Source organism: Candidatus Parcubacteria bacterium, from assembly GCA_023131895.1.
Classification (GTDB): Bacteria; Patescibacteriota; Minisyncoccia; order Minisyncoccales; family JAGMDC01; genus JAGLYZ01.
In genome coordinates this window covers 77,234-99,851 of the sequence record JAGLYZ010000004.1, presented here as the reverse complement: position 1 = coordinate 99,851, position 22,618 = coordinate 77,234, and the positions used below count along the sequence as shown (strand labels likewise).

The following is a 22,618-nucleotide window of genomic DNA, read 5'->3' as shown; positions in this document are numbered from 1 at the left end:
CTTTACTTAATGAAAAAATCTAAAGGTTTTTTATAGATCCTCGCAAATTCTTTCAACGCGACAATATCAATCCGCCTCTGTCCGGATTCAATTTTAGAAACATGCGATTGCGTCTTTCCAAGCAGTTTGGCGACTTGCACCTGATCTAAATCAGCCTCTTGGCGGGCTTTTTTCAGTTGTTCAACAATATATTTATGGGTTTTTGAGTAAATCGCTTTAGACATATTACTATCTACATATTATATTCCATTGCGTTATATTCCAAATTGTCATATAATATAAAAGAAAATTCCTATGCCTTGCCCGCGCATGGTAAGGGCAAGGCAATGATAATACATTTAAAATTTTTTCGGCGCGTCGCAAAACAAAAACCCAGCTCATTGCTGGGCAACTCGGTCACTCAAACCGAGCTCAAGTTTGCTCTGCGGGCACGACTCGAACGTGCAACCTAAGGCTTAACAGGCCCTCGCGCTACCATTGCGCCACCGCAGAATGTGTTTATGTTTTGAGTTTACCTAAAAATGAATAACTTTTCAAGTTTTAATAGCCTTTTAGCTTTTTTAGTTTTTCGTGTTCGCGAATTTTCTCAAGCGCTCGGGCTTCAATCTGGCGGATTCTTTCCCGAGTGACATCAAAAACCTCGCCTACTTCTTCAAGAGTATGCGTAACACCATCTCTTAAGCCAAATCTTAAAGATAAAATTTCCTGCTCTCTTGGGGTTAAATCTGTTAAAATTTCTTTTAGACGTTCTTGAAGAAGCTTCCGAGCTGCTTCCAAAGAAGGAGACGTAGTTTTTTCATCTTCAACAAATTCAGCCAGGATGCTGTTGTCCTCATCGTCTCCTATTGGTGTTTCTAAAGAAACTGTTTCCTGGGAAATCCTCATTATGTGATGAATCTTGGAAACTTCAACACCCATTTCCGCTGCCACTTCTTCTGGAAGCGGCTCTCTTCCTAAATCTTGCAAAAGCCGGCGCCTAATCTTTGTAAATTTGGAAAGCGTTTCTATCATATGCACTGGTATCCTAATCGTTCTTGCCTGGTCAGCTAAAGCCCTGGTGATCGCCTGCCTTATCCACCAAGTAGCGTAAGTTGAAAATTTATAACCTCTGCGCCAGTCAAATTTCTCAACTGCCTTGAACAAGCCCAGATTGCCTTCCTGAATTAAATCAAGCAAAGTTAAGTTAGGGCTCCTGCCAACATATCTTTTAGCAATAGAAACTACTAAACGGAGATTAGCTTTAGCTAATTTCTTTCTTGCTTCATCATTATCCTGTTCAATCTGACGAGCTAATTCTTTTTCTTCAGCCGCATTTAAAAAAGCTACTTTTCCTATTTCTTTTAAATACATCTGAATTGGATCAATAGGCGCTTGTAATACTTTTTTAGTTTTCTTTTTTTCTTCCGGACTAATCGGCTCTAAAAATTCTCTTACTTCCTTTACTTCAATTCCTTTATCGTCTAATGTTTGATAAAGTTCCTCTAAACCGTTTATATCATTTTCTATATTTGGAAAAGAATGCAAGATTTCAGAATAAGTAATAAATCCGCGAGAACTCCCTTGCTTAATCAACTCATTAATTTTTTCCGGAGTAATAATTTTGCGTTTTCTGACTATTTTCTTTACTTGCTTTACTTTCTTTATTTTCTTTGCCTTCTTTACTTTAATTAATATAGGCTTTTTCTTTTTCGCTTTGACCAGCTTCGGCTTTTTATCTAACTTAGTTTTCTTTTTAGTTTTTTTTGTTATCTCTTTTTTAATTTTTTTTGGCTGTTTAATCATTTTAGTTCTTATTATTTAATACTTGGGAAAGCTTATGAAACTGGTTTGTTAAAGACTTTACTTTTTCGAAATCCTTTTCCTGCTCTGCTTTTTTTATGGCTTTGGAGAGCTCATCTAGCTTTTTCTTTGACTCTAACAAAGAAATTTCCATTAAACAAGCATTAATTTCTTCTTTTGGTTCAACTTGTTCATCTCCTATTTCTGATTTGAAACAAAGATAATTCAAAAAATCTTTAAGTTCCGGAGAAACATCCTGCTCTTTAACAAAATCCGGCTTGGCCTTAAATCTCTTTAGAATTCCTTTTGTTTGGCTTGAAAAAAAAGAAGTATAATCTCCTTTGCAAACAAGAGAAAGATGCTCTGGCGATTTTAGAATCAAAGAGAGAATTCTTTCTTCTAAAAGCTGCTTTTTTGTTTTCAAAACAGGATTCTCTTTTTTTATTTCTCCTGAAAAATAATCCGGCCTTTCTTCTTTCTCCTTTTTTAATTCAACATGGATATCATCCTCTTTAATTTCTATACTTTTGGCTAATTGCTGAATCCAATGCGCTTGTTCAATTTTATTGGGAATTTTCTTAATTTTGGGCAAAAGAATCTTGGAAATTTCCTTCTTGCCTTCAGCTGTTTTAGAATCATGCCTGCTGAAAGTAGTGTCAAAATAGAATTCCATTATGGACTTTGTTTTGTTTGTTAATTCCTTCCATTTTTCCGGATTTCCAGAAACAATATCAGCCGGGTCTTTCCCTTCTGGCATTACTATTACTTTTATATTAAATCCTTGTCCCTGGGCTAAATCAATGCCCCTTTTAGTAGCTGAATCACCAGCAATATCCATGTCAAAAGCAGTAACTATGTTTTCAGAATATCTTTTTAAAATAGCTATTTGAAAAGGAGTCAGAGCTGTTCCAGAAGTAGCCACCACTCCTTCTACGCCTGCCTGATGGGACATAATCACATCTGTTTGCCCCTCAACTAAAATACATTTATCTTCTTTTCTGACAGCCATTTTTGCTTTATCTAATCCATAAAGAATCCGACTTTTATCATATAACAGAGTATTGGGGGTATTAACATATTTGGCAACTTCTTTTGAGCCACCGAATATTCTTCCTGTAAAGCCAACTGGTTGGGAACTTAGGTCAAAAATAGGAAACATTATTCTGCTCCTGAACCGATCATACGTTTTAGTATTATCTCCTTCTTTTGTGACAGCTAATCCTACTTTTAATATTTCTTCTCTTTTATAGCCGCGAGAGACCAAAAAATCAGAAAGCCCCTGCCAAACATCAGGCGCATAACCAATTCGCCATTTTTTTATTGATTCCTCTGAAATCCCTCTATTTAAAAGATATTTCTTTGCCTCATGGCCTGTTTTTGACTCTATCTGCTTGCTGAAAAAACTGGCTGCCAGCTCGCATATTTCATAAAGCCGCTGCCTCTCTGTTCTTGCTTTTGGACTTATTTTTTTTAATTCCACGCCTGCTCTTTTGGCTAAAATTTCAAGCGCTTCTGGAAATTCTACCCCTTCTATTTTCATTATGAATTTGAAAATATCTCCGCCTTCAGAACAGGACCCAAAACAATGCCACATTTGTCTTGAAGGAGAAACAAAAAAAGAAGGCCTTTTTTCCGAATGAAAAGGACAAATAGCTCGGTAGTTAATCCCGGTTTTTTGAAGCTTGATATAACTGCCGATTATTTCAACAATATCCAAACGATTTTTAATTTCTTCTATTGGAAAATTGAACATTTTTTATTCTTCTTTTCTTTGCCAGACAGAAACTTGCGGAAAAGGGATTTCAATGCCTTCCTTGTCAAAAGCAATCTTGATTCTTCTTCTTAATTCCCTGCCAATCTCCCACTGTTTCAAAGGCATTGTTTCACCTAAAACCTTTATAATAATGGCTGAATCAGCAAACTCGTCTATGCCAACCACCTCTGGATCTTTAATAATAGAATCCTTCCACTTTGTGTCTTCAGCAATCTCTTTACAAACCATGTTTAAAACCTGGGAAACATGATCAATATCCTCTTTATAAGCTACTCCAATTTTAAGATGAACTCTGGAAAATTCTTGTGATTTATTGGAAGCCACTTTAATTTCTCCGTTAGGAACATGGTGAACCACGCCGTCAATATCCCTAAGAACTGTTTTTCTCAAAGTAATATCCTCTACTTTTCCGCCAATACCCGCGATTTGTATTACATCTCCTACCCTATACTGATTTTCAAGCATAATAAAAAGACCTGCTAAAAAATCTCTAATAACATACTGCGCGCCAAAACCTACAGCCACGCCAATAATTCCAGCACCAAGGAATATTCCGCTGATATCTATGCCTAATTCAGGCAGGATCATTAAAACAGCTATTGCCCAAACCAGGACCTTAAAAGTGCTGTTAAAAATTTTAATCAAAGTATCTTCTCTTTTCTTTTCTGCGCCAGGATCTTTAGACACTTGTTCAGGTTTAATTAACTTTCTAATTGCCTTTTCAATAAAAATACTGCCAAAGCGGATAATAATAGAAGCAATAATCAGGATTATAACAATCTTTAAGCCATGAGAAAAAAACCAAGGAACTATATTATGAATAATGCTTTGAAAATCTATATTTTGAATATCCATAAATCTTTAGCGATTATATCCTGTGTATTACAGGATATATTCGCGGTTAATTGTTGTTTCTGTAATGGTATTGTAATTTATCCGGGTCTGCTCCTTTGAGAATTTTATCAACCATTTCTATTTCTTCCAAAAGACCCTCAACCAAATCATAATTTTTTGCTTCTTCATAATTTACCCATTTGTAATCAATATTCTCCTCATTCAATTTTACATCTCCAGATTTATAATCACAATAATAGCTCAAAATTATAACTGGCACAAGATTAGGCAAAATAACAGCCATATCTAAAAGATATTTTAGTATTCCAACTTCCAAATTTACCTCCTCTTTTATTTCTCTTCTTAAAGATTTCTCTATTGCGAAATACCAGTGGTCATGAGTTGTTTTAGGAGTGTTTATATAATCATCTACTTCTAACCCTCCGCCCGGTACCGCCCACTTACCCGGAAAAGCTTTCTTATCTAAACTCCGTTGCGCAATTAAATATTTGCCATCTTTGTGAATAATAGCTGTAGAAGTAATCCGATGTAATTCTCTGTTTTTAATTTCCATGCGGTAGGTGCAGGACTCGAACCTGCAAGGGTATAAATACCCGCCAGTTTTCAAAACTGGTGCCTTAGCCAATTCGGCGCAACCTACCAAATTGTAATTAGTGTGTGTAATTTATGCGGAGGGGCAGGGATTCGAACCCTGGCGGGCAAAAGCCCACGTGTTCTCCAAACACGCTCCTTAAACCACTCGGACACCCCTCCATAACTTAATCCCATAGTTTATAAATTGAATGGTTTCCAACAGAATGAAACCAAATGATATCAGCATCTACAAATTCAAAAATAATTCGGTATTTTTGATTTACAGAAAAAGACAAAAAACCCTTAAGCTCGCCTTTTAGTTTGTGGGTTTTAAGTCTTTGATTAAAAGGATTCTTTCGAAAAATTTTTTCTTTTTCTTCAGCTATTTTTTTAACATCTATGGGCAGTTTTTTGTACTCTCGAACAAACTTGCTGGAATAGTAAATTTTCATATCAAAACAAGGATTATCGTAAATCCTTTAATGATTTTAAAACTTTTCCTCTGCCAGAAGCAAGCTCTTTTCTGCTTTCTGCTAATTCCTGCAAAATTCTGCCCTCTATCCACATTCTTATCAAATCTCGAAAAAACTCACTTTTAGTAGCATACTTTTTTTGTTTTATTATATCTTCAACTGCCTGATTCATATCTTTTGGCAATGAGATATTAATTATACTTCTCATAACTTTGTAATAAATTGTATTACAATTTAATGATAGCATGCCTGAAAACGACGTCAAGACATTTTTTACAATCCTTGTTTTTTGCCTTTTACTTTGGCAATTATTTCCTCTCTTAACTGTTCGGCTCTTTCTCTTTCAATGCCAGGCAGGTTTCCTTCTGCCCAAGCGCCGTATCTGCCCTGCGCGCCTCCAAAACCAGCTGTTTGAATTCGTAAATCGCTTAAACCAAAAATGCGAGCCATTACTCCTCTATGAATATCAATATTTTGGACTCTTTCATAAGGAATGGAAACATATCTTTTCCAGATTACTCCATGCTCCATTTTAAACGTGTCTTCAGTAATATCGTAAAGCCAGAAACGATAAGTGAGCTTTGCCCAAGCATAGCAGAAAAGAACATAGAACATAAAAACAGCAACAGGAAAAAGAAAAACTTTACCGGATAGTATTCCCCCTGCCAATATCAATGGAATCCACATCCAGAAAAAAATAATAGCAATAAACAATCCTGCAAACAAAAATCGAACAAAGAATATCCAAACTACTTTAGGATTTAATTTTTCCATAATTCTTAATTTTATAATTTTAATTATCAAACGACCTTTATTTTATTTTCATTCCGCGGAGGTTTGCTATCCGTTCCTCCATAGGCGGATGGGTCATAAATAATTTAGTAAACCAGCTTTTTCTTTGCTCTCCCTTAAAAGGATTTGAGATAAAGAGATGAGCAGTAGAATTATTAGCTGTTCGCATAGGGTTTGAGTCAGCAGAAATCTTTTCCAAAGCACGCGCCAAACCTTCTGGATAACGGGTGAGCAAAGCGCCGCTGGCATCAGCCAAAAATTCCCTTTTTCTGGAAATTGACAGCCGTATTAAAGAAGCGGCAATAGGCGCTAAAATCGCTGCTAAAATTCCTAGGACTAATAGGATTGCGCCGCTAGAACCTTGGGAATCGCGCCGTCCGCCGCCCCAAAAAGTAATGCGCAAGAACATATTTGAAAGCATTGCAACAACACCAACTAAAACCACAATCACTGTTTGTAAAAGCATATCCTTATTTCCAATATGGGAAAGTTCATGCGCAATCACGCCTTCTAATTCTGCTCTTTCCAATTTTTCTAAAAGTCCTGCAGTTACTGCGACAACAGCATGTTCAGCATCCCTGCCAGTGGCAAAAGCATTTGGCTGGGATTCCTGAATTATAAAAATTTTAGGCAATGGAAGGCCGGCAGTAATGCAAAGATTTTCTACAAGGCGAAAAAGTTCAGGATTATCTCTTTTTTCAATCGGCTTGGCACGGCACATTCTTAAAACAAGCTTATCAGAATACCAATAGGACCCAAAACTCATTAAGACGCTTAAAGCAACAGCGATTATTAAAATGATGCTGGTATCCAGCAAAAAGCTAAAAAACCAGCCAACAGCTATGATAAAAATGAAAAATCCTGTCATTAACAGCCAAGTTTTCCGAGTATTTGATTCGGCTTGAGTATATAATGTTGGCATTAGAAATTCACTTTCACTGGTTCGCGAGCAGCAGCTTCCTCTATCTCAAAGAAATCCATTTTGATAAAACCGAACTTTTTAGCGATAAGATTAACAGGAAAACTTTGAATCTTAATATTCAAATCGCGGACATTGGTGTTGTAAAATCTTCTAGACGCCTGAATTTTGTCTTCAGTGTCGCGCAGTTCTCTTTGTAATTCCACAAAATTTTCTGAAGCGCGCAATTGCGGATAGTTTTCAGCCACAGCAAAAAGTGATTTCAGGGTATCGCTAAGCATATTTTCCGCTTGGCCTTTTTCTTTTATGCCAGTAGCGCCCATTGCTTGAGTTCTGGCTTCTGTAACCTTTTGAAAAAGTTCCCTTTCATGCGTTGCATATCCCTTAACTGTTTCAACTAAATTAGGAATTAAATTATATCTTCTTTTTAACTGAACATCAATGTCTGACCATGCCTCTTTTGACCTAGTTCTCAACTTAATCAAACCATTATAAGTGATAATCAGCCAAAGAGTAATTCCGACAGCGACTATTAAAATAATTATTTGAATAGTAGTCATTGTATTAAATTTTAGGTGTTAATTACGACCTTTCTTAGCTAATTATATTAAAATTTAACCCTTTTGTCAAAAAAAATCGCTCTGCGAGTTATCTTGCTAATAACATTACTAAAAACATAACACATATACAACGGCCGTGGTATATGTGTTATAACCCAAAAACTCGGCGATGCCGAGTTTTTTGAGTTTTTTTTGTAATTTGGGTTTTGTTTGGAATTTTAGAATTTGTTTAGAAATTATCTGGCCATGCCAAATTTGGCAAAGCCAGAGGATTTGTTTAGAAATTAGAAATTAGAAATTCCTGATTGAGGATTAATAATACTCAATCAGGTTATCTAGTATCCCATTCCAGGCATTCCTCCCATTCCGCCGGGCATAGTCGGACAAACACCTTCTTTTTTCTCTTCTGGTTTTTCAGCCACTACGCATTCAGTGGTTAAAAACATTGAAGCGGCAGAAGTCGCGTTCTGAAGAGCAGAACGAACAACCTTAGTTGGATCAACAATTCCTGTTTGCAGTAAATCTTCATATTTCATTGTTTGAGCATTGAATCCAAAACCGCCTTCTTTTTTTCTTACTTCTTCAGCCACCACAGAACCGTCTAAACCAGCATTTTGGGCAATCATTTTAATCGGCTCTTTTAATGCCCGCATTAAAATATCAACTCCTGTTTTTTCATCGCCTTGAATATCTGAATTCTTTAAAACTGCAGATGCCCTTAAAAGAGCTACTCCTCCACCAGGCACAATGCCTGCTTCAACTGCTGCCCGAGTAGCGGCTAAAGCGTCTTCTGCCTTATGCTGTCTGGCTTTTTGTTCAACTTCGGTAGCAGCACCGACTTTAATAACAGCCACGCCGCCAGAAAGCTTTGCCAAACGTTCTTCCAGCTTTTCTTTGTCAAAATCAGAACCAATATTTTTAAGTTCGTTTCTAATCTGATTAACCCTGGCATCAATTTCCTCTTTCTTGCCTCTGCCTTCAATAATAGTAGTATTCTCTTTACTGGCAACCACTTTCCTCGCCTGACCAAGCATATTAATGTCTGTTTTATCAAGTTTTAAGCCAATCTCTTCGGAAATCACACGTCCGCCAGTAACCACGGCAAGATCTTCAAGTATTTCTTTTCTCCTGTCTCCAAAGCCAGGCGCTTTCACAGCTAAAGTATTGAAAACGCCTCTTAATTTATTAACTACCAGAGTGGCCAATGCCTCGCCTTCAATTTCATCAGCAATAATCACTAATTCTTTTTTGCCTGCCTGGGCCAATTTCTCTAAAATTGGAACAATATCCTGCATAGCAGAAATCTTTCGGTCAGTAATCAGAATATATGGATCTTCATAGCTCGCCTCCATTCTTTCAGTATCAGTAATCATATAAGGAGAAACATATCCAGTATCAAATTGAAGTCCCTTAACAATTTCTTTTTGCAAACCAAAGGTTTTTGATTCCTCTACAGTAATAACACCGTCCTTGCCAACTTGCTCCACCACTTCAGCAATCAGGTTGCCCATTTCAGGATCTTCAGCAGAAATAGCAGCTACTTGCGCTATTTCCTGGCGATTAGTAATCGGCTTTGCCATCTTTTTTAATTCTTCTATTACTGCCTTAGTCCCCTTCTCAATTCCTCTTCTGACCGCCAATGGGTTGGCTCCAGCTGAAACATTTTTCAGGCCTTCAGAAACAACTGCTTGCGCAAGCAAAACAGCAGTAGTTGTTCCGTCACCAGCAACATCATTGGTTTTTTCTGCCACTTCCTTTACAATCTCTGCGCCTAAATTTTCAACTTTATCCTCTAATTCAATCTCTTTGGCAATAGTAACTCCGTCATTAGTAATAGTAGGAGCGCCAAAACCTTTATCTAAAACAACATTACGTCCTTTAGGTCCTAATGTTACTTTTACGGCATTGGCTAACTTGTCCACTCCGTTCTTTAACTTTTTGCGAGCATCCTCGCTGTAAAAAATTTGTTTACTCATATTTTTTTTTGCTAAGAAAACCAATTTTTTAAATTCTGATGTGCAGGAATAAGAATAAGGTGGCGAGGATTTTCTGCTTTCCGAAACGCGTCGGAGCCCTTTAGGGTAAAGCACGAGGAAAGAAGGAAATCCGAGCAAACCGTGAGAGTTTAAAAAATCTGGTTTTCGAAGCTATAAATTTATTCTAAAATTGCAAGTATGTCTTCTTCTTTAGCGATTAAATATTCTTTGTCATCTATTTTTATTTCATTTGGTCCGTATTTTGTAAACAAAACCCTGTCTCCTGGCTTAATCCCTGTTATGGGAACTATATTGCCAGAATTGTTTTTTTTGCCAGGACCAACAGCAATAACCTTTCCTTGTTCAGGACTTTCTTTATCTGCTGTTTCTGGAAGCAAAATACCGGCCTTGGTTTTTTCTTCCTTTTTCATCGGCTCAATAAGAATATGATCGGTTAATGGCTGGATAGTCATAAAATCATTTTAACATAATAACATTTAAGCATACTAACATGCTAACATATTAACAAAAGATAAAATCAGAAATGTTAAGATGTTTGAATGTTAAAATGTTAAGATGTTGTAATCACTTCTCTATCTTAAACAAAACAAAATTTTTGTCAACATTGCCAGAAAATAATTATTGTGATATTCTAATATAATATGGAAGGCAATAAATTAGAAAAAATAAAAAATTCCTCTTTGTTTGTTTTAATTTTCGCTTTTTTAGTAGCTTTTTCAGGCATTGCAATTCTAAGCTGGCAGTACCATAAAATATCAGAAAAAGAAATTCCTTCTCTTAAAGAAACAATAGAACAAGGCTCGGCAGAAAATTTAGTGGACCAGTTTATGCAGTATAGAATTGAAAAAAATGAAAATCAAGCCATGGTTTATCTTACAGAAAATGCAGTTGAGCAAAAAAACCAGGGAAAATTCCTGCTTATAAATAATTTCAAAAGTTTTGAAATATTAAAAACTGAAAAAATAAGCGACAAAGCCTACAGGTCTTCTGTAAAAATTCAAGAAGAAAACGAGGGCTATGAAATAGTTGAAATAATCACTATAACTAAAATTCTAACATTAGACAAATATTACATAGATTCAATAGAAATAGCCGGATAAATCCCGCACCTTTTCTTTGAAAAAGGTGCGGGATAAACTGATGATTAGTTCTAAACTGAAAAAAAACTGCATATCTATTATTTTTTTAGCCCTTTTAATCGGGCTTTTTGCTTTTTTAATTTTTATAATGCCTGGCAATGAAATTTTTGTAGAGACTAAAAGTAATCAGACTATTCTCAGCGCTGATACGCTTCAAGGACTCAAGCAAAAAGAAATAAAACTAAAACAATTAAAAGATTTTGGTTTTGAAAAAAGGCAGGAATTTATTTCTAAAAAAACAGATTTTTTAGAAATTAATCTTTCAGAAATGAAAGCTCAAATTTATAAAAATGGCGCATTAGAAAAAGAACTTCCTATTTTAGCCAAAGGAGATCCTGAATTTTGGGGAGGAGTTCCTTCGGGTCTTTATAAAGTGATTTCCGGACACAAAACTGCTTTTTCCAATATTGCTCATGTTTATATGCCATGGAGCATTAATTTTTACGGTAAATACTATATTCACGGAGAACCGTATTATTCCAATGGCCAATCAACTGAATTCAATTATACTGGCGGTTGTGTTAGATTCTCTAATGAAGATGCAGAATACATTTATAATGCTGCAGAGATAGAAATGCCTGTTTTAATAATTGACAAGCTAACGAAGGTCGGGCCTTCGTTAGCCAACGAAGGCCCGACCTTCGTTATTTCTGAAATATCTGCTGAATCTTATTTAATTGCCGACCTTGATAATTATTATATTTTGGCTGAAAAAAATCCTGAAAAAATAATGCCCATAGCTTCTTTAACTAAACTAATGACTGCCATAGCTGCTATTGAGAATAATGATTTAAGAAAATCAATCTGGGTTACAAAAGAAATGTTAAAAGCATATGGCTCTACGCCAGGATTAGAAGCTGGAAAAAAATACAATTTAGTTGAACTCCTTCATCCTCTTTTAACTCAATCATCTAATGACGCTGCTGAAATTTTAACCCGCTTTTCAGGAAGAGAAAAAACAATAAGATTAATGAATGAAAAAACAAAAATGATTGGCATGAAAAATACTTTTTACGACGACCCGAGCGGCTTAAGCGAAAAAAACGTTTCTACTGCACAAGATCTTTTCTATTTGAGCCAATATATTTTCAATACCAGGCCTCCTCTTTTGAAAATCAGCAAAGGAGAAACAATAGAGGATTTTGGAACAGTTCATTTTGAAGATTTGCATAACAAAAATATTTTTCCGGAAAGCAAGGACTTTTTAGGCGGCAAAACCGGATTTATTATAGAATCAAAATATACCGGCATATTTATATTTGAATTGCCATTGCCAGACAACACTTCGCACAATATTATAATTGTTCTTTTAAAATCCGACGACCTCAAAGATGATGTCCAAAAAATCCTAACCTGGTGGTTTGAAAAGAATTATCTTGAATAGCTACAAGGCTTTACTTTTATATTATTTTCTGATATTATAATTACAGTGTTTAAAGAACTCGTTCTGAAAATTATTGCCGGGATAATAGGAATTTGGCTGGCTGCGCAATTTGTTTCTGGCGTAGAAATTATAGATTCCTGGCAAATTTTTATTTTGGCTGGTTTAATCTTAGGTCTGATAAATTATTTTATTAAACCAATTTTAAATCTTATTGCTCTGCCTTTGCGGATACTCACCCTTGGATTATTTAGCTTGGTAATTAATATGGGTATTATCTGGGTAATAGATGTTTTGTTTGTAGAAATTGATATTCAAGGCATTGCGCCGCTTTTCTGGACAACGCTTATTGTCTGGACAATAAATATTATAATTCCTAAATTCTTTCCTAAAAAGAAAGTGATCATAGAATAATAAACATGCAAGAATTAATTTCTTATATACAAATCGCTGTTGCTGTCCTCTTGATTGTCCTTATCCTTTTCCAGCAAAGAGGCACTGCTCTTGGCTCTGCTTTTGGAGGCGGAGGCGGAGGAGGAGGCGAAGGCGGAGGATTCTACGCTACTAGACGAGGAATACAGCAAAAAATATTTTGGGCTACTATCATTTTAGGAATAGTTTTTATCGGGTTATCTCTTTTAACCCTTGGTCTTCAATAATAATGCATTTTCCAAAGCTCTCTAATCAAAAATGGCCTTCATTGGGCCAATGGAAACAATTGTTTAAAATCTTAAACAAAAAAGAGAAAAAATGGTTTCTTGTTTTTTTTGTTTTGTTCCTTTTCTCTTCTTTATTCCTTGCAACAAATTCGTATTACAAAAATACTGAAATCGTTCCTAAAAATGGAGGAACTTATATTGAAGGAATTGTCGGACAGCCAAGATATATTAATCCTATTTATGCTACTTCAAATGATGTGGACAGGGATTTAACAGAATTGTTGTTTTCTGGATTAATGAAATACAATAATAAAGGTGAAATTATTCCAGATTTTGCCAAAGATTACAAATCAGAAGACGAAGGCAGGACATATATTTTTTACTTAAAAGAAAACATTGTTTGGTCAGATGGAGAAAAATTTTCTGCTGATGATATTGTCTTTACTATCAAAACAATTCAAAACTCTGATTACAAAAGCGATCTCCGGACTAACTGGTTGGGCGTAGAAGTAGAAAAAATATCAGATAATGCCATTAAATTTAAACTTAACAAGCCATACAGCGGCTTTTTAGAACGGTTAACTTTAAAAATTCTGCCTGCGCATATCTGGCAGGATATTTCTCCTGAAAATTTCTCACAAACTTATTACAATCTTCATCCAATAAGCTGCGGTCCTTATGAACTAAAAAAGCTGGATCAAAAAGAAATAGACCCGTATAAAAAGCTAAGTATTGTAAAGTCATTAACATTGGAAAGAGATCCTGATTATTTTGATAACAAACCTTATATTTCTAAAATTATTTTTTATTTCTTTGAGAACGAAGAAGCGCTTATCAAAGCTGCCAAACAGAATAAAATCAAAGGATTTTCTTTAGCTTCTTTTGAAAATAAAAATCTTTTTGAGGGCTCTTTTTCTGAATACAACTTTGTTCTGCCAAGATATTTTGCTGTGTTCTTCAATCCTAATGAATCAGACATATTAGATGATAAAGATATAAGAAAAGCGCTGAATTACGGAACTAATAAGCAAGAAATCATTGAAAAAGCTTTATTGGGACAAGGACAGGTAATATCATCGCCTATTCTCTCTGAAATTTTTAATTATGAATTACCTGCTGAAATATACGAGTATGATTTGGAAAAAGCAAAGGAAATATTAGATAAAAACAGCTTTAAAGAAACAGAAAGCGGATTAAGAGAAAAAACTGTTAAAAAAGAACTGGCTTTCACATTTAAAAGCAGATTAACAACTGGCTCAAAAGGAAAAGAAGTAGAAGAGCTCCAGAAATGCCTGGCTGATCCCGATATTGTAGGACCGGAAATATATCCAGAAGGAAAAATAACTGGTTATTTCGGTTCAAAAACAAAAGCGGCAGTAATCAGATTTCAAGAAAAATATAAAGAAGAAATCCTTGATCCTTGGGGATATGCTAAAGGGACTGGAACAGTCGGGAAAACAACAAGAGACAAGCTTAATGAGCTTTGTTTTGGAGACCCTTATAAAAATATACAATTAAAATTTTCCTTATCAATAGTTGAAAACCCTGTTTTTAAAAAAGTGGCTGAATTATTAAAAGAACAGTGGAGAGAAATCGGAGTAGAGCTTGAAATTCAAAGCCATTCTATTTCTGATATTCAAAATAATTTTATAAAACCAAGAAAATATGATTCCTTGCTCTTTGGAGAAGTATTGGCTATTATTCCTGACCCTTATCCTTTCTGGCATTCTTTGCAAAAAATACATCCTGGATTAAATTTAGCTATGTATGAAAACAAAAAAACAGACAAGTTATTAGAAGATGCGAGACAAACTCAAGATTTTGAATTAAGAAAAGAAAAGTTAGAAAAATTTCAGGAAATTTTAATCAGCGACGCTCCATGCGTTTTCTTATACAGCCCGAATTATCTTTATTTTATTTCTAAAGAAATAAAAGGGGTTGAGCAAGGCATAATTGCCGAACCATCAAAAAGATTTAATGAAGTTGAAAACTGGTATATTAAGACAAAAAAAACATGGAAATAAGATATTTAAATGACATGAAAAAAGTTCTTTATGACCAGAAATGGGTAAAAACAGCACCAAATCTTGAGCTTTATTATATGCATCGCGGTATAAAACATAAAGGAGAATTTACCCTGTTAAATACCCAGCCTTTACATAAAAGGCGGGGTGCCGCAAAGCGGCATTTAACAGGGTTAAGATATGATATTACGATTATTCCTGCAAGAATGCTGGGCAAAGAGTTTGTAAGGACTAAAGGCAATATGAACTCAAAAAATTTCCAAGAGTTATATATTGTACTTGATGGAAAAGCAATTTTTTTAATGCAAAAAACAAAAGGAAAGATTATTGAAGACATTGTTGTTGTTGAAGCAAAAAAAGGAGAATGCGTAATTTTTCCGCCAAAATATGCTGCCATAACTATCAACCCATTAAAAAAAGAGTTGAAAATCGCGAATTGGGTTTCTATAAAAAATAAAAATATTTATGATGAATTAGGAAAAATGGGAGGCGCCGGTTATTTTTATACTAAAACCGGCTGGATAAAAAACAAAAACTATAAAAAAGTCCCAAAACTGCGCTTTGAAAAACCTTTAAAGAAAATGCCAAAAAATTTAGATTTTTTGAAAGAAGAATAAAAAAAATCCCTACATAGAAATGTTTATTTTCCTTTGTAGGAATATCAAAAAAATTGGGTTTGTGTATTCAATTTCACTGATTTGTATTATTTAGTTTTTTAATAAAAAATATCACCCCCATGAAACCTCCCATAAAGCCAGAGATAAGACCGGAAATTCCATTGTTAACTCCTGTGGCTAAAAGGTTCACTGGCATGCCAATCACGAAATAATTTATCATTCCGCTCAATGCAGCTCCTATTATCACTCCTATCAACCCAGCTTTTAATGGTTCTTTTATTTCCATTTTTTCTCTACTTTGCCTCCTAAATTTTTTTCTTTCTTAATTTTTCAATTTCAGTATTCAGCACATCCTCAATCTTCGCTAATGGATGAAGTATCTGATATCTTATGATTTCTTGTTTCCACTCAATAAATCCTTTCTCGTAATCTAAATCAGGATCGTGCTCTATCTTCTCTATTAAATCTCTGACGTCCTGATATATTCGCTGAAATGCTTCTTCATATTCCTCTTTTGTAACCTCTCTCCATATCATTTGATACCTCCTATATTCACTTTTACGCCGACAAGATTGTTTCCTTATCGGGAACTAATAATAGTTTAACATTAAAATAAAAAAAGTCAATTGGCGGGCGTGGCGGAACAGAAGACGCGCAACGTTCAGAACGTTGTATCCGAAAGGTTGTAGAGGTGCAAATCCTCTCGCCCGCACTAACAAACTAAATTTTAAGTATGTATAATTCTCAACAACAAAAATATAACAATCTTCGCATTATCCCCTTAGGGGGACTTGGCGAAGTTGGAAGAAATATGATGGTCATGGAATACAATGACCAGATTTTGATTATTGATATGGGTTTTAGAATGCCGGAAGAAGATATGCACGGCATTGATTATATTATTCCCAACATTGGCTATCTCAAGGGCAAAGAAAAAAATATCTTAGGAGTTGTCTTCACTCATGGTCATTATGACCATATTGGCGCTATCCCATATTTTATTGAAAAAATCGGAAATCCGCCAATGTTTGCCTCTGCTTTAACCAAAGGAATTATTTTAAAAAGACAGGATGATTTTCCAAGCCAGCCAAGATTAAATATACAAGAAGTAAAAAACGGTTCAAGAATAAGTCTTGGTGTTTTTAAAATTGAATTTTTTAGAATGAACCATAATATTCCAGACAACTTAGGATTATTTATTCAAACCCCAGTAGGAAATATCTTGCATACTTCTGATTTTAAATTTGATAATGCGCCAGTAAATGAGCTGCCTACTGATTTTAGAAAACTAAAAGAACTCTCTCAAAGAAAAATTTTATTATTAATGTCTGATTCAACTGGATCTGAAGAAGAAAACCATTCTCTTTCAGAGCAAGACATCCAAAGGAACTTAGAAAAAATCTTTATTAAGGTCAAAGGAAGAATTATTGTTGCTACTTTTGCGTCTTTAATCAACAGAATCCAGCAAATAATTACTTTGTCAGAAAAATACAATAGAAAAGTGGTCGTAGAAGGATATTCAATGAAAACTAATGTAGAAATTTGTAAAATATTAGGATATATTAAAGCAAAAAAAGGAACTCTTATATCTGCAAAAGAAATGAAAAACCTGCATGATTCTCAAATAACTTTTCTTTGTACCGGCGCCCAAGGCGAAGAATCCTCAATGTTAACAAGAATAAGCAATAATGACTATCAATTTTTAAGATTTAAAAAAGGAGATTCAGTAATCCTTTCATCTTCGGTTATACCTGGAAATGAGAGAACAGTTCAATTTATTAAAGACAATATTCTAAGGCAAGGAGTAAAGGTCTTTCATTATAAAATGATGGATATTCATGCAGGAGGCCATGCCCAGCAGGAAGAATTAAAAGAAATGATTGAAATTATGAGGCCAAAGTTTTTTATGCCTATCCACGGACAATACTCAATGCTGGTTAATCATGCTCAAATTGCTTATTCTTTGGGTATTCCAGAGAAAAACATAGTTATAGCTGAAAACGGCCAAATAATTAACCTAAGCAGGGAAAAAATTTATATTGAGAAAAAAACTGTTCCGTCAAATTACATAATGGTTGACGGTTTAGGCGTAGGCGACGTAGGTGAAATTGTTTTGAGAGACAGGCGGGTTTTAGCTGAAGACGGAATGTTTGTTATTGTGGCAATAGTTGATAAAAAGACCGGAAAAGTTAAAGGTTCTCCAGATATTATATCAAGAGGCTTTGTTTATTTAAGGGAATCAAAACCATTGCTCGCTGCGACCAGAAAGCAGGTCATAGGCATTATAAACAAAGCTATTGCTTCGGAAAAAACAATCAACTGGACCAACATTAAAGAAGAAGTTAGAAATAAAATCGGTAAATTTTTATTCCACAAAACTCAAAGACGTCCTATGGTTCTCCCTGTCATTATAGAAGTTGACTAATTCGCTCTGGAATGATATGATATGCCTGTTTTATAACTATGAAATTATACGAACTAACTTATTTAATAAAACCGGAAATTGACGAAAAAGAGCTGAACTTGCTGTCTGAAAAAATAAAATCCTTAATTAAAGAAAGAGAGGGGATTTTAGGAAAGGAAAATGAACCAATAAAGAAAAAACTCGGCTATCAAATTAAAAAAAAATCGCTTGCCTATCTCAGAACCTTAGAATTTCAATTAGAGCCTGAGAAACTGTTAGAAATTAAAAAAGAAATTGGATCTCAAAAAGATATTCTCAGGTTTCTCTTTGTTGTTAAAAAAATAGAAAGACACAAACCATTATTAAGAACTATTCCTAAAACGATTACAAAACCTCCTTTAGCTAAAAAAGAAGAAAAGAAAAAGGTTGAGCTAAAGGATATTGAAAAAAAGCTTGAAGAAATTTTAGATGAATAAAAATCATGAATTTGAATAAAGTTTTCCTCGTTGGCAATTTAACATCTGATCCTGAATTAAGAAACACGCCAACTGGACAGTCTGTCTGCAACTTTAGGATAGCTACTAATCGTATTTGGAATGACAAGGCAACCGGGCAGCAGCAGCAAAAAACAGAATACCATAGTATAGTTGCATGGCGCCGACTGGCTGAAATTGCTTCCCAATTTTTAAAAAAAGGAAGCTTAGTTCTTATTGAGGGAAGATTGGAAACAAGAAGCTGGGAGGATCCTGCCGGTAATAAACGTTATAGAACAGAAATTATTGCTGAAAGAATGCAATTAGGGCCAAAGGGTTTTTCTAAATCATCTAACCAAGAAGTTCCTTCAATAGAAGAAGAACAAAAACATTCTCAGCCGCAAGAAACAGAAATTCCAATTATAGAGGAAGACGCTGAACCGCAAGTAGATGAAACAAAGCCTAAAATGGAGCCTCAAAAACCTGACGAAATAGACGTCAAAGAAATACCATTCTAAAACATGGATTGTTATTTTTGTAAAAAAAACAGGAAAGAAATAGATTTTAAGGAGACAGAAATTCTCCGTAGGTTTATTTCTGGTTTGGGCAAAATAAGACCTCGAAAAAAAACAGGGCTTTGCGCCATGCATCAAAGAAAACTATCACGAGCAGTCAAAAGAGCCCGCCATTTGGGATTATTATCTGCTACTGAAAAATAATTGTTATATCGCCACGCAAAAAAAACTGCGGCTTAGCCGCAGTTTTTTTAGTTTATTGGTAAGATAAAATCACGCTAACAGCAATAAGAAAAACTAAAATAATAATTACAGACCCTGATCTTGTAGATATTGTTTTATTTAAGTTCATAGAAATAGAATATAGATTAGAATATAAATAATGTTGCTCCGACCTTTTTATTGATTTTTAATAATTGCTTTTTCTATTTTTGAGGCTACATCTGAATTTTCCTTTAAAAAATTTCTAACTGCTTCTGTGCCTACGCCAAGTTTAGTATTCTCAAAACTATAAGTATTTCCGCTTTTCTTAATAATTTCTTCTTTTAAGCCAGCGTTTATTAAATCTGATGCCCTGGAAATTCCTTCAGCATAATAAATGTCAAATTCAACTGTTTTAAATGGAGCGGCTACTTTATTTTTAACTATTTTCGCTCTAATTCGAGAGCCGACAATTTCATCTTTTTGTTTTATCTGGGCAATTCTTTTTAAGTTTATTCTTACAGAAGAATAAAACTTCAAAGCCAAACCGCCCGGCGTGGTTTCTGGGTTGCCCCAGCTGATACCGATTTTCATTCTGGTCTGGTTTAAGAAAATAACAACAGTTTTTGTTTTGGAAATAATCCCTGACAACTTTCGAAGCGCTTGCGACATCAGACGGGCTTGAAGACCAATCTGAAACTCACCCATTTCACCAGCAATTTCTGTTTTGGGAGTTAAAGCGGCAACTGAATCAATAACAATCACATCAACAGTTCCTGATCTCACTAATGTTTCTACAATTTGAAGCGCCTGCTCTCCAGAATCAGGCTGGGAAATTAAAAGTTCATCAATATTTACACCAATTTTTTTAGCATAATCAGGATCCATAGCATGTTCAGCATCAATAAAAGCGCCTATCCCTCCTTTTTTTTGAGCTTCAGCTAAAATATGCAACGCCAAAGTGGTTTTCCCAGTTGCCTCACCGCCATAAATTTCAATTACTCTTCCTCGCGGAACACCGCCTACACCTAAAGCCATATCTACAGAAATTGAACCAGTAGGGATAACATCTACATCTACTGCCTGCACATCTTTTAATTTCATAATAGCACCCTCGCCAAAGCGCTGTTTAATCTCATCAACTGCTTCAGTTAAATCAGTATTTGGTTTTTTTTCTTCTTTTTTCTTCATATTCTTTTATTCTATATCTTTTCTTCGTTTTCTTCAATAATATAAACTTCTCTTGGTTTTGCTCCGTCTGACGGACCAACTATTCCTCTTTCCTCTAATGTATCTATCAAACGGGCAGCCCGGGCATATCCAAGCCGCAATCTTCTTTGCAGCAGAGAAGCAGACGCTTTTTTTGATTCAATGATGATTCTTTTCGCTTCCTCGTAAAGCGGATCTTCATCATAAAAACTCTCTTCTTTTTCCAATGCTTCTTCTATGGAACTGACTGAATTTGAGATTTCTTTATCTATTTTTTCTTTTTCCTCTGAAATTTCTTTTGACGGAACTTCTGATTTTTTCAGCCAATTAGTTACATTCTTCATCTCTTTTTCTGAAACATAAGCGCATTGGATTCTTTTCGGTTTCGCAACTTCTGCAGAAATAAACAGCATATCTCCCAAACCTAAAAGCTTTTCTGCGCCAGCCATATCTAAAATAGTTCGAGAATCAATCTGAGAAGCAACCTGAAAAGCGATTCTGCTTGTAATATTTGCTTTGATAAGTCCTGTAATTACTTCTACTGAAGGCCTTTGAGTAGCTAGAATTAAATGAATTCCTACTGCGCGAGACATCTGCGCCAAGCGGACAATACCTGCCTCAACCTCTCTGCCGCGAGCAGCCATAACATCAGCTAATTCATCAATAATCAAAACAATATAAGGCAATGGCTCTAATGCTTCTCCATTTATTTTCTGAGTTCCAGCTGCAATCTCATTATAGCCGGCTATATTTTTTGTCTTGGCTTCAGATAGCACGTCAAATCTTCTTTCCATTTCTGTAATCAACCATTTTAAAACATTGATTGTTTTCTGCGGGGTTAGGATCACTGAAGACAGTAAATGCGGCAAACCATTGTAAATAGAAAATTCTACTCTTTTGGGATCAACTAAAATAAATCTTAAACTCTCTGAAGAATTTCTATAAAGCAAGCTTGCAATAATATTATTAAGACAAATGGTTTTCCCACTGCCAGTGCTTCCAGCCACTAAAAGATGCGGCATTTTGCTTAAATCGCCAAAAACAGGATTGCCGGCTACATCTCTTCCTAAAGGAAAAGTAAGTTTAGAAGGAGAATTCTGGAATTCCGGCTGCTCTAATAGGTTTCTTAAGCCAACCCTGGCTCTGCCTTTGTTAGGTATTTCAACTCCTACTAATGACCTGCCAGGAACAGGGGCTTCAATCCTAATAGGATGAGCGGCTAAAGCTAATGATAAATCATTATTCAAAGAAGTAATTTTTGAGAGTTTTACTCCTTCTGCGGGCTTAAAAGTATACTGTGTAACTGTTGGTCCAATATTTACTTCCGCCATTTCTACTGGAATATCAAAATTTTGAAGAGTTCTCTGAATTATAGCTGCATTTATTTTAGTATCTCCAGAAGTAGGAGAGCCCTGATCTTTTGCCAGCAAATCCAATGGCAACGGCTGATAGTCCTCTCCTGAAAAAATAGTAAGCGGTTTTGTTTTTAATTTAAAAATGGACGATGTCTCCTCTTTTTCTTTCTCTATCGCAGATTCAAGTTTAATTTCTTTTTTCTTTAAAATATCGCTAATTATCGGTTTTTCTTTTTCACTCACCGTAGCTTTAGCAAAGGTGGGCGCGAATGAAGGCTTTTCCTTGCCCGCCGGAGCTTTAGCAAAGGCGGGTTCTTCTTTTTTCAACGGCTTTGGGCTAATCTGCCAAAGAATTAAGCCGCCGATAATAATTACTGTTATAAACACAATACTAGCGCCCAAAGTCCCAAATGCCTTGATTAAAGGAAAAGATATTAAATAACCAAGCCATCCGCCCTGCTTTATTTCTTCATCTATGCTTGTAATGCCTAAAATTCCAGATACGCCTAAGACCAAAACAATAATTCCAAAAAATATAGCTAATTTATTCTTTTTTATTTCTGGCTCATATTTCTGGCTAAAGAAAACTACTCCTCCTAAAATAAAAAGCAAAGGCAGAATAAAAAGCGCCTTTCCAATCAACGAGTCAGAAAAATCCATAAAAATCTGGCCAGCTCTGCCAAATAAGTTAAAAAAAGAAAGAGAAATAATAATTGCGCCTAAAAACATTAAGACGCCATAAATTTTTCTCTTTGTGTCTTCTAACAAATCAAGGTGAAAAAGAGGTTTTCTCTCTTTTTTTCTGGTTATATTTTTTTTATTCTTCTTGTTTTTCTTTTTCTTAGCCACCAATATCATCTAAACATTCAAACATTTTAACATTTAAGCATTCGTTTATATGTTAGTATGTTTATATGTT

The 22,618-nt window shown here is 35.0% G+C and carries 26 protein-coding genes and 4 tRNA genes; 11 read left to right on the top strand and 19 right to left on the bottom strand.

What is annotated here, in order from left to right; translation table 11 throughout:
* Positions 1-2: 2 nt before the first annotated feature.
* From KAT95_03615 to KAT95_03545, 15 genes are all read right to left on the bottom strand, one after another.
* A complete protein-coding gene (locus tag KAT95_03615) occupies positions 3-224 on the bottom strand; it encodes a helix-turn-helix transcriptional regulator (GenBank protein MCK4520910.1) in 222 nt (73 codons plus the stop codon).
* Positions 225-420: 196 nt separating this feature from the next.
* Positions 421-492 (bottom strand) — tRNA-Asn (locus KAT95_03610).
* Between the two features lie 48 nt (positions 493-540).
* Positions 541-1,782, bottom strand: a complete 1,242-nt coding sequence (locus KAT95_03605; GenBank protein ID MCK4520909.1) for a sigma-70 family RNA polymerase sigma factor — start codon at positions 1,780-1,782, stop codon at positions 541-543.
* 1 nt (position 1,783) lies between these two features.
* Positions 1,784-3,532, bottom strand: coding sequence for a DNA primase (locus KAT95_03600; protein MCK4520908.1), 1,749 nt, complete (start codon positions 3,530-3,532; stop codon positions 1,784-1,786).
* Positions 3,533-3,535: 3 nt separating this feature from the next.
* Complete coding sequence (locus KAT95_03595) at positions 3,536-4,408, bottom strand: mechanosensitive ion channel family protein (GenBank protein MCK4520907.1); 873 nt, start codon at positions 4,406-4,408, stop codon at positions 3,536-3,538.
* A 46-nt stretch (positions 4,409-4,454) separates the two neighbouring features.
* The gene (locus KAT95_03590) at positions 4,455-4,961 is read right to left on the bottom strand and encodes an NUDIX domain-containing protein (GenBank protein MCK4520906.1); all 507 of its coding nucleotides are present in this window, start codon (positions 4,959-4,961) and stop codon (positions 4,455-4,457) included.
* 1 nt (position 4,962) lies between these two features.
* Positions 4,963-5,049, bottom strand: a tRNA-Ser gene (locus KAT95_03585).
* A gap of 28 nt (positions 5,050-5,077) precedes the next feature.
* Positions 5,078-5,161, bottom strand: a tRNA-Ser gene (locus tag KAT95_03580).
* Positions 5,162-5,166: 5 nt separating this feature from the next.
* Positions 5,167-5,433, bottom strand: coding sequence for a type II toxin-antitoxin system mRNA interferase toxin, RelE/StbE family (locus KAT95_03575; protein ID MCK4520905.1), 267 nt, complete (start codon positions 5,431-5,433; stop codon positions 5,167-5,169).
* 13 nt (positions 5,434-5,446) lie between these two features.
* Complete coding sequence (locus tag KAT95_03570) at positions 5,447-5,662, bottom strand: hypothetical protein (protein ID MCK4520904.1); 216 nt, start codon at positions 5,660-5,662, stop codon at positions 5,447-5,449.
* Positions 5,663-5,727: 65 nt separating this feature from the next.
* The gene (locus tag KAT95_03565; GenBank protein ID MCK4520903.1) at positions 5,728-6,228 is read right to left on the bottom strand and encodes a PH domain-containing protein; all 501 of its coding nucleotides are present in this window, start codon (positions 6,226-6,228) and stop codon (positions 5,728-5,730) included.
* A gap of 37 nt (positions 6,229-6,265) precedes the next feature.
* A complete protein-coding gene (locus KAT95_03560) occupies positions 6,266-7,114 on the bottom strand; it encodes a M48 family metallopeptidase (protein ID MCK4520902.1) in 849 nt (282 codons plus the stop codon).
* Positions 7,115-7,167: 53 nt separating this feature from the next.
* Complete coding sequence (locus tag KAT95_03555; protein MCK4520901.1) at positions 7,168-7,725, bottom strand: LemA family protein; 558 nt, start codon at positions 7,723-7,725, stop codon at positions 7,168-7,170.
* A gap of 335 nt (positions 7,726-8,060) precedes the next feature.
* Positions 8,061-9,701, bottom strand: coding sequence for a chaperonin GroEL (gene groL / locus KAT95_03550; GenBank protein MCK4520900.1), 1,641 nt, complete (start codon positions 9,699-9,701; stop codon positions 8,061-8,063).
* Between the two features lie 179 nt (positions 9,702-9,880).
* On the bottom strand, positions 9,881-10,174 hold the full coding sequence (locus tag KAT95_03545) for a co-chaperone GroES (GenBank protein ID MCK4520899.1): 294 nt from the start codon (positions 10,172-10,174) through the stop codon (positions 9,881-9,883).
* Between the two features lie 189 nt (positions 10,175-10,363).
* Here KAT95_03545 and KAT95_03540 point away from each other — a divergent pair, with 189 nt between their 5' ends.
* The 6 genes from KAT95_03540 to KAT95_03515 are packed head-to-tail and all read left to right on the top strand — an operon-like array spanning position 10,364 to position 15,542.
* On the top strand, positions 10,364-10,822 hold the full coding sequence (locus KAT95_03540) for a hypothetical protein (protein MCK4520898.1): 459 nt from the start codon (positions 10,364-10,366) through the stop codon (positions 10,820-10,822).
* Positions 10,823-10,862: 40 nt separating this feature from the next.
* Positions 10,863-12,245 (top strand): L,D-transpeptidase family protein, encoded by a 1,383-nt coding sequence (locus tag KAT95_03535; GenBank protein MCK4520897.1) that lies wholly within the window; start codon positions 10,863-10,865, stop codon positions 12,243-12,245.
* Positions 12,246-12,290: 45 nt separating this feature from the next.
* A complete protein-coding gene (locus KAT95_03530) occupies positions 12,291-12,656 on the top strand; it encodes a phage holin family protein (GenBank protein MCK4520896.1) in 366 nt (121 codons plus the stop codon).
* A 5-nt stretch (positions 12,657-12,661) separates the two neighbouring features.
* Positions 12,662-12,901 (top strand): preprotein translocase subunit SecG, encoded by a 240-nt coding sequence (gene secG / locus KAT95_03525; GenBank protein MCK4520895.1) that lies wholly within the window; start codon positions 12,662-12,664, stop codon positions 12,899-12,901.
* A 2-nt stretch (positions 12,902-12,903) separates the two neighbouring features.
* Entirely contained in the window at positions 12,904-14,925 is a 2,022-nt protein-coding gene (locus KAT95_03520; GenBank protein ID MCK4520894.1) for a peptidoglycan-binding protein, read from the top strand.
* Between the two features lie 14 nt (positions 14,926-14,939).
* Positions 14,940-15,542: a glucose-6-phosphate isomerase gene (locus KAT95_03515; GenBank protein ID MCK4520893.1), complete on the top strand. Its 603-nt coding sequence runs from the start codon at positions 14,940-14,942 to the stop codon at positions 15,540-15,542.
* 73 nt (positions 15,543-15,615) lie between these two features.
* On the opposite strand, the gene KAT95_03510 is transcribed toward KAT95_03515, so the two are convergent.
* Together KAT95_03510 and KAT95_03505 are read right to left on the bottom strand one after the other, a co-directional pair.
* Complete coding sequence (locus KAT95_03510) at positions 15,616-15,828, bottom strand: hypothetical protein (protein ID MCK4520892.1); 213 nt, start codon at positions 15,826-15,828, stop codon at positions 15,616-15,618.
* 19 nt (positions 15,829-15,847) lie between these two features.
* On the bottom strand, positions 15,848-16,078 hold the full coding sequence (locus KAT95_03505) for a hypothetical protein (protein ID MCK4520891.1): 231 nt from the start codon (positions 16,076-16,078) through the stop codon (positions 15,848-15,850).
* Between the two features lie 93 nt (positions 16,079-16,171).
* Here KAT95_03505 and KAT95_03500 point away from each other — a divergent pair.
* The 5 genes from KAT95_03500 to KAT95_03480 all read left to right on the top strand — a co-directional run bounded on the left by KAT95_03500 (position 16,172) and on the right by KAT95_03480 (position 19,138).
* Positions 16,172-16,254 (top strand) — tRNA-Leu (locus KAT95_03500).
* A 21-nt stretch (positions 16,255-16,275) separates the two neighbouring features.
* Complete coding sequence (locus tag KAT95_03495; protein MCK4520890.1) at positions 16,276-17,967, top strand: ribonuclease J; 1,692 nt, start codon at positions 16,276-16,278, stop codon at positions 17,965-17,967.
* A gap of 38 nt (positions 17,968-18,005) precedes the next feature.
* On the top strand, positions 18,006-18,422 hold the full coding sequence (gene rpsF / locus KAT95_03490; GenBank protein ID MCK4520889.1) for a 30S ribosomal protein S6: 417 nt from the start codon (positions 18,006-18,008) through the stop codon (positions 18,420-18,422).
* Positions 18,423-18,427: 5 nt separating this feature from the next.
* On the top strand, positions 18,428-18,937 hold the full coding sequence (locus KAT95_03485) for a single-stranded DNA-binding protein (protein ID MCK4520888.1): 510 nt from the start codon (positions 18,428-18,430) through the stop codon (positions 18,935-18,937).
* Between the two features lie 3 nt (positions 18,938-18,940).
* A complete protein-coding gene (locus KAT95_03480; protein ID MCK4520887.1) occupies positions 18,941-19,138 on the top strand; it encodes a 30S ribosomal protein S18 in 198 nt (65 codons plus the stop codon).
* A 195-nt stretch (positions 19,139-19,333) separates the two neighbouring features.
* Here KAT95_03480 and recA read toward each other — a convergent pair whose 3' ends face one another.
* A complete protein-coding gene (recA, locus tag KAT95_03475; GenBank protein ID MCK4520886.1) occupies positions 19,334-20,326 on the bottom strand; it encodes a recombinase RecA in 993 nt (330 codons plus the stop codon).
* 11 nt (positions 20,327-20,337) lie between these two features.
* Positions 20,338-22,557: a DNA translocase FtsK 4TM domain-containing protein gene (locus tag KAT95_03470; GenBank protein MCK4520885.1), complete on the bottom strand. Its 2,220-nt coding sequence runs from the start codon at positions 22,555-22,557 to the stop codon at positions 20,338-20,340.
* Positions 22,558-22,618: the final 61 nt, after the last annotated feature.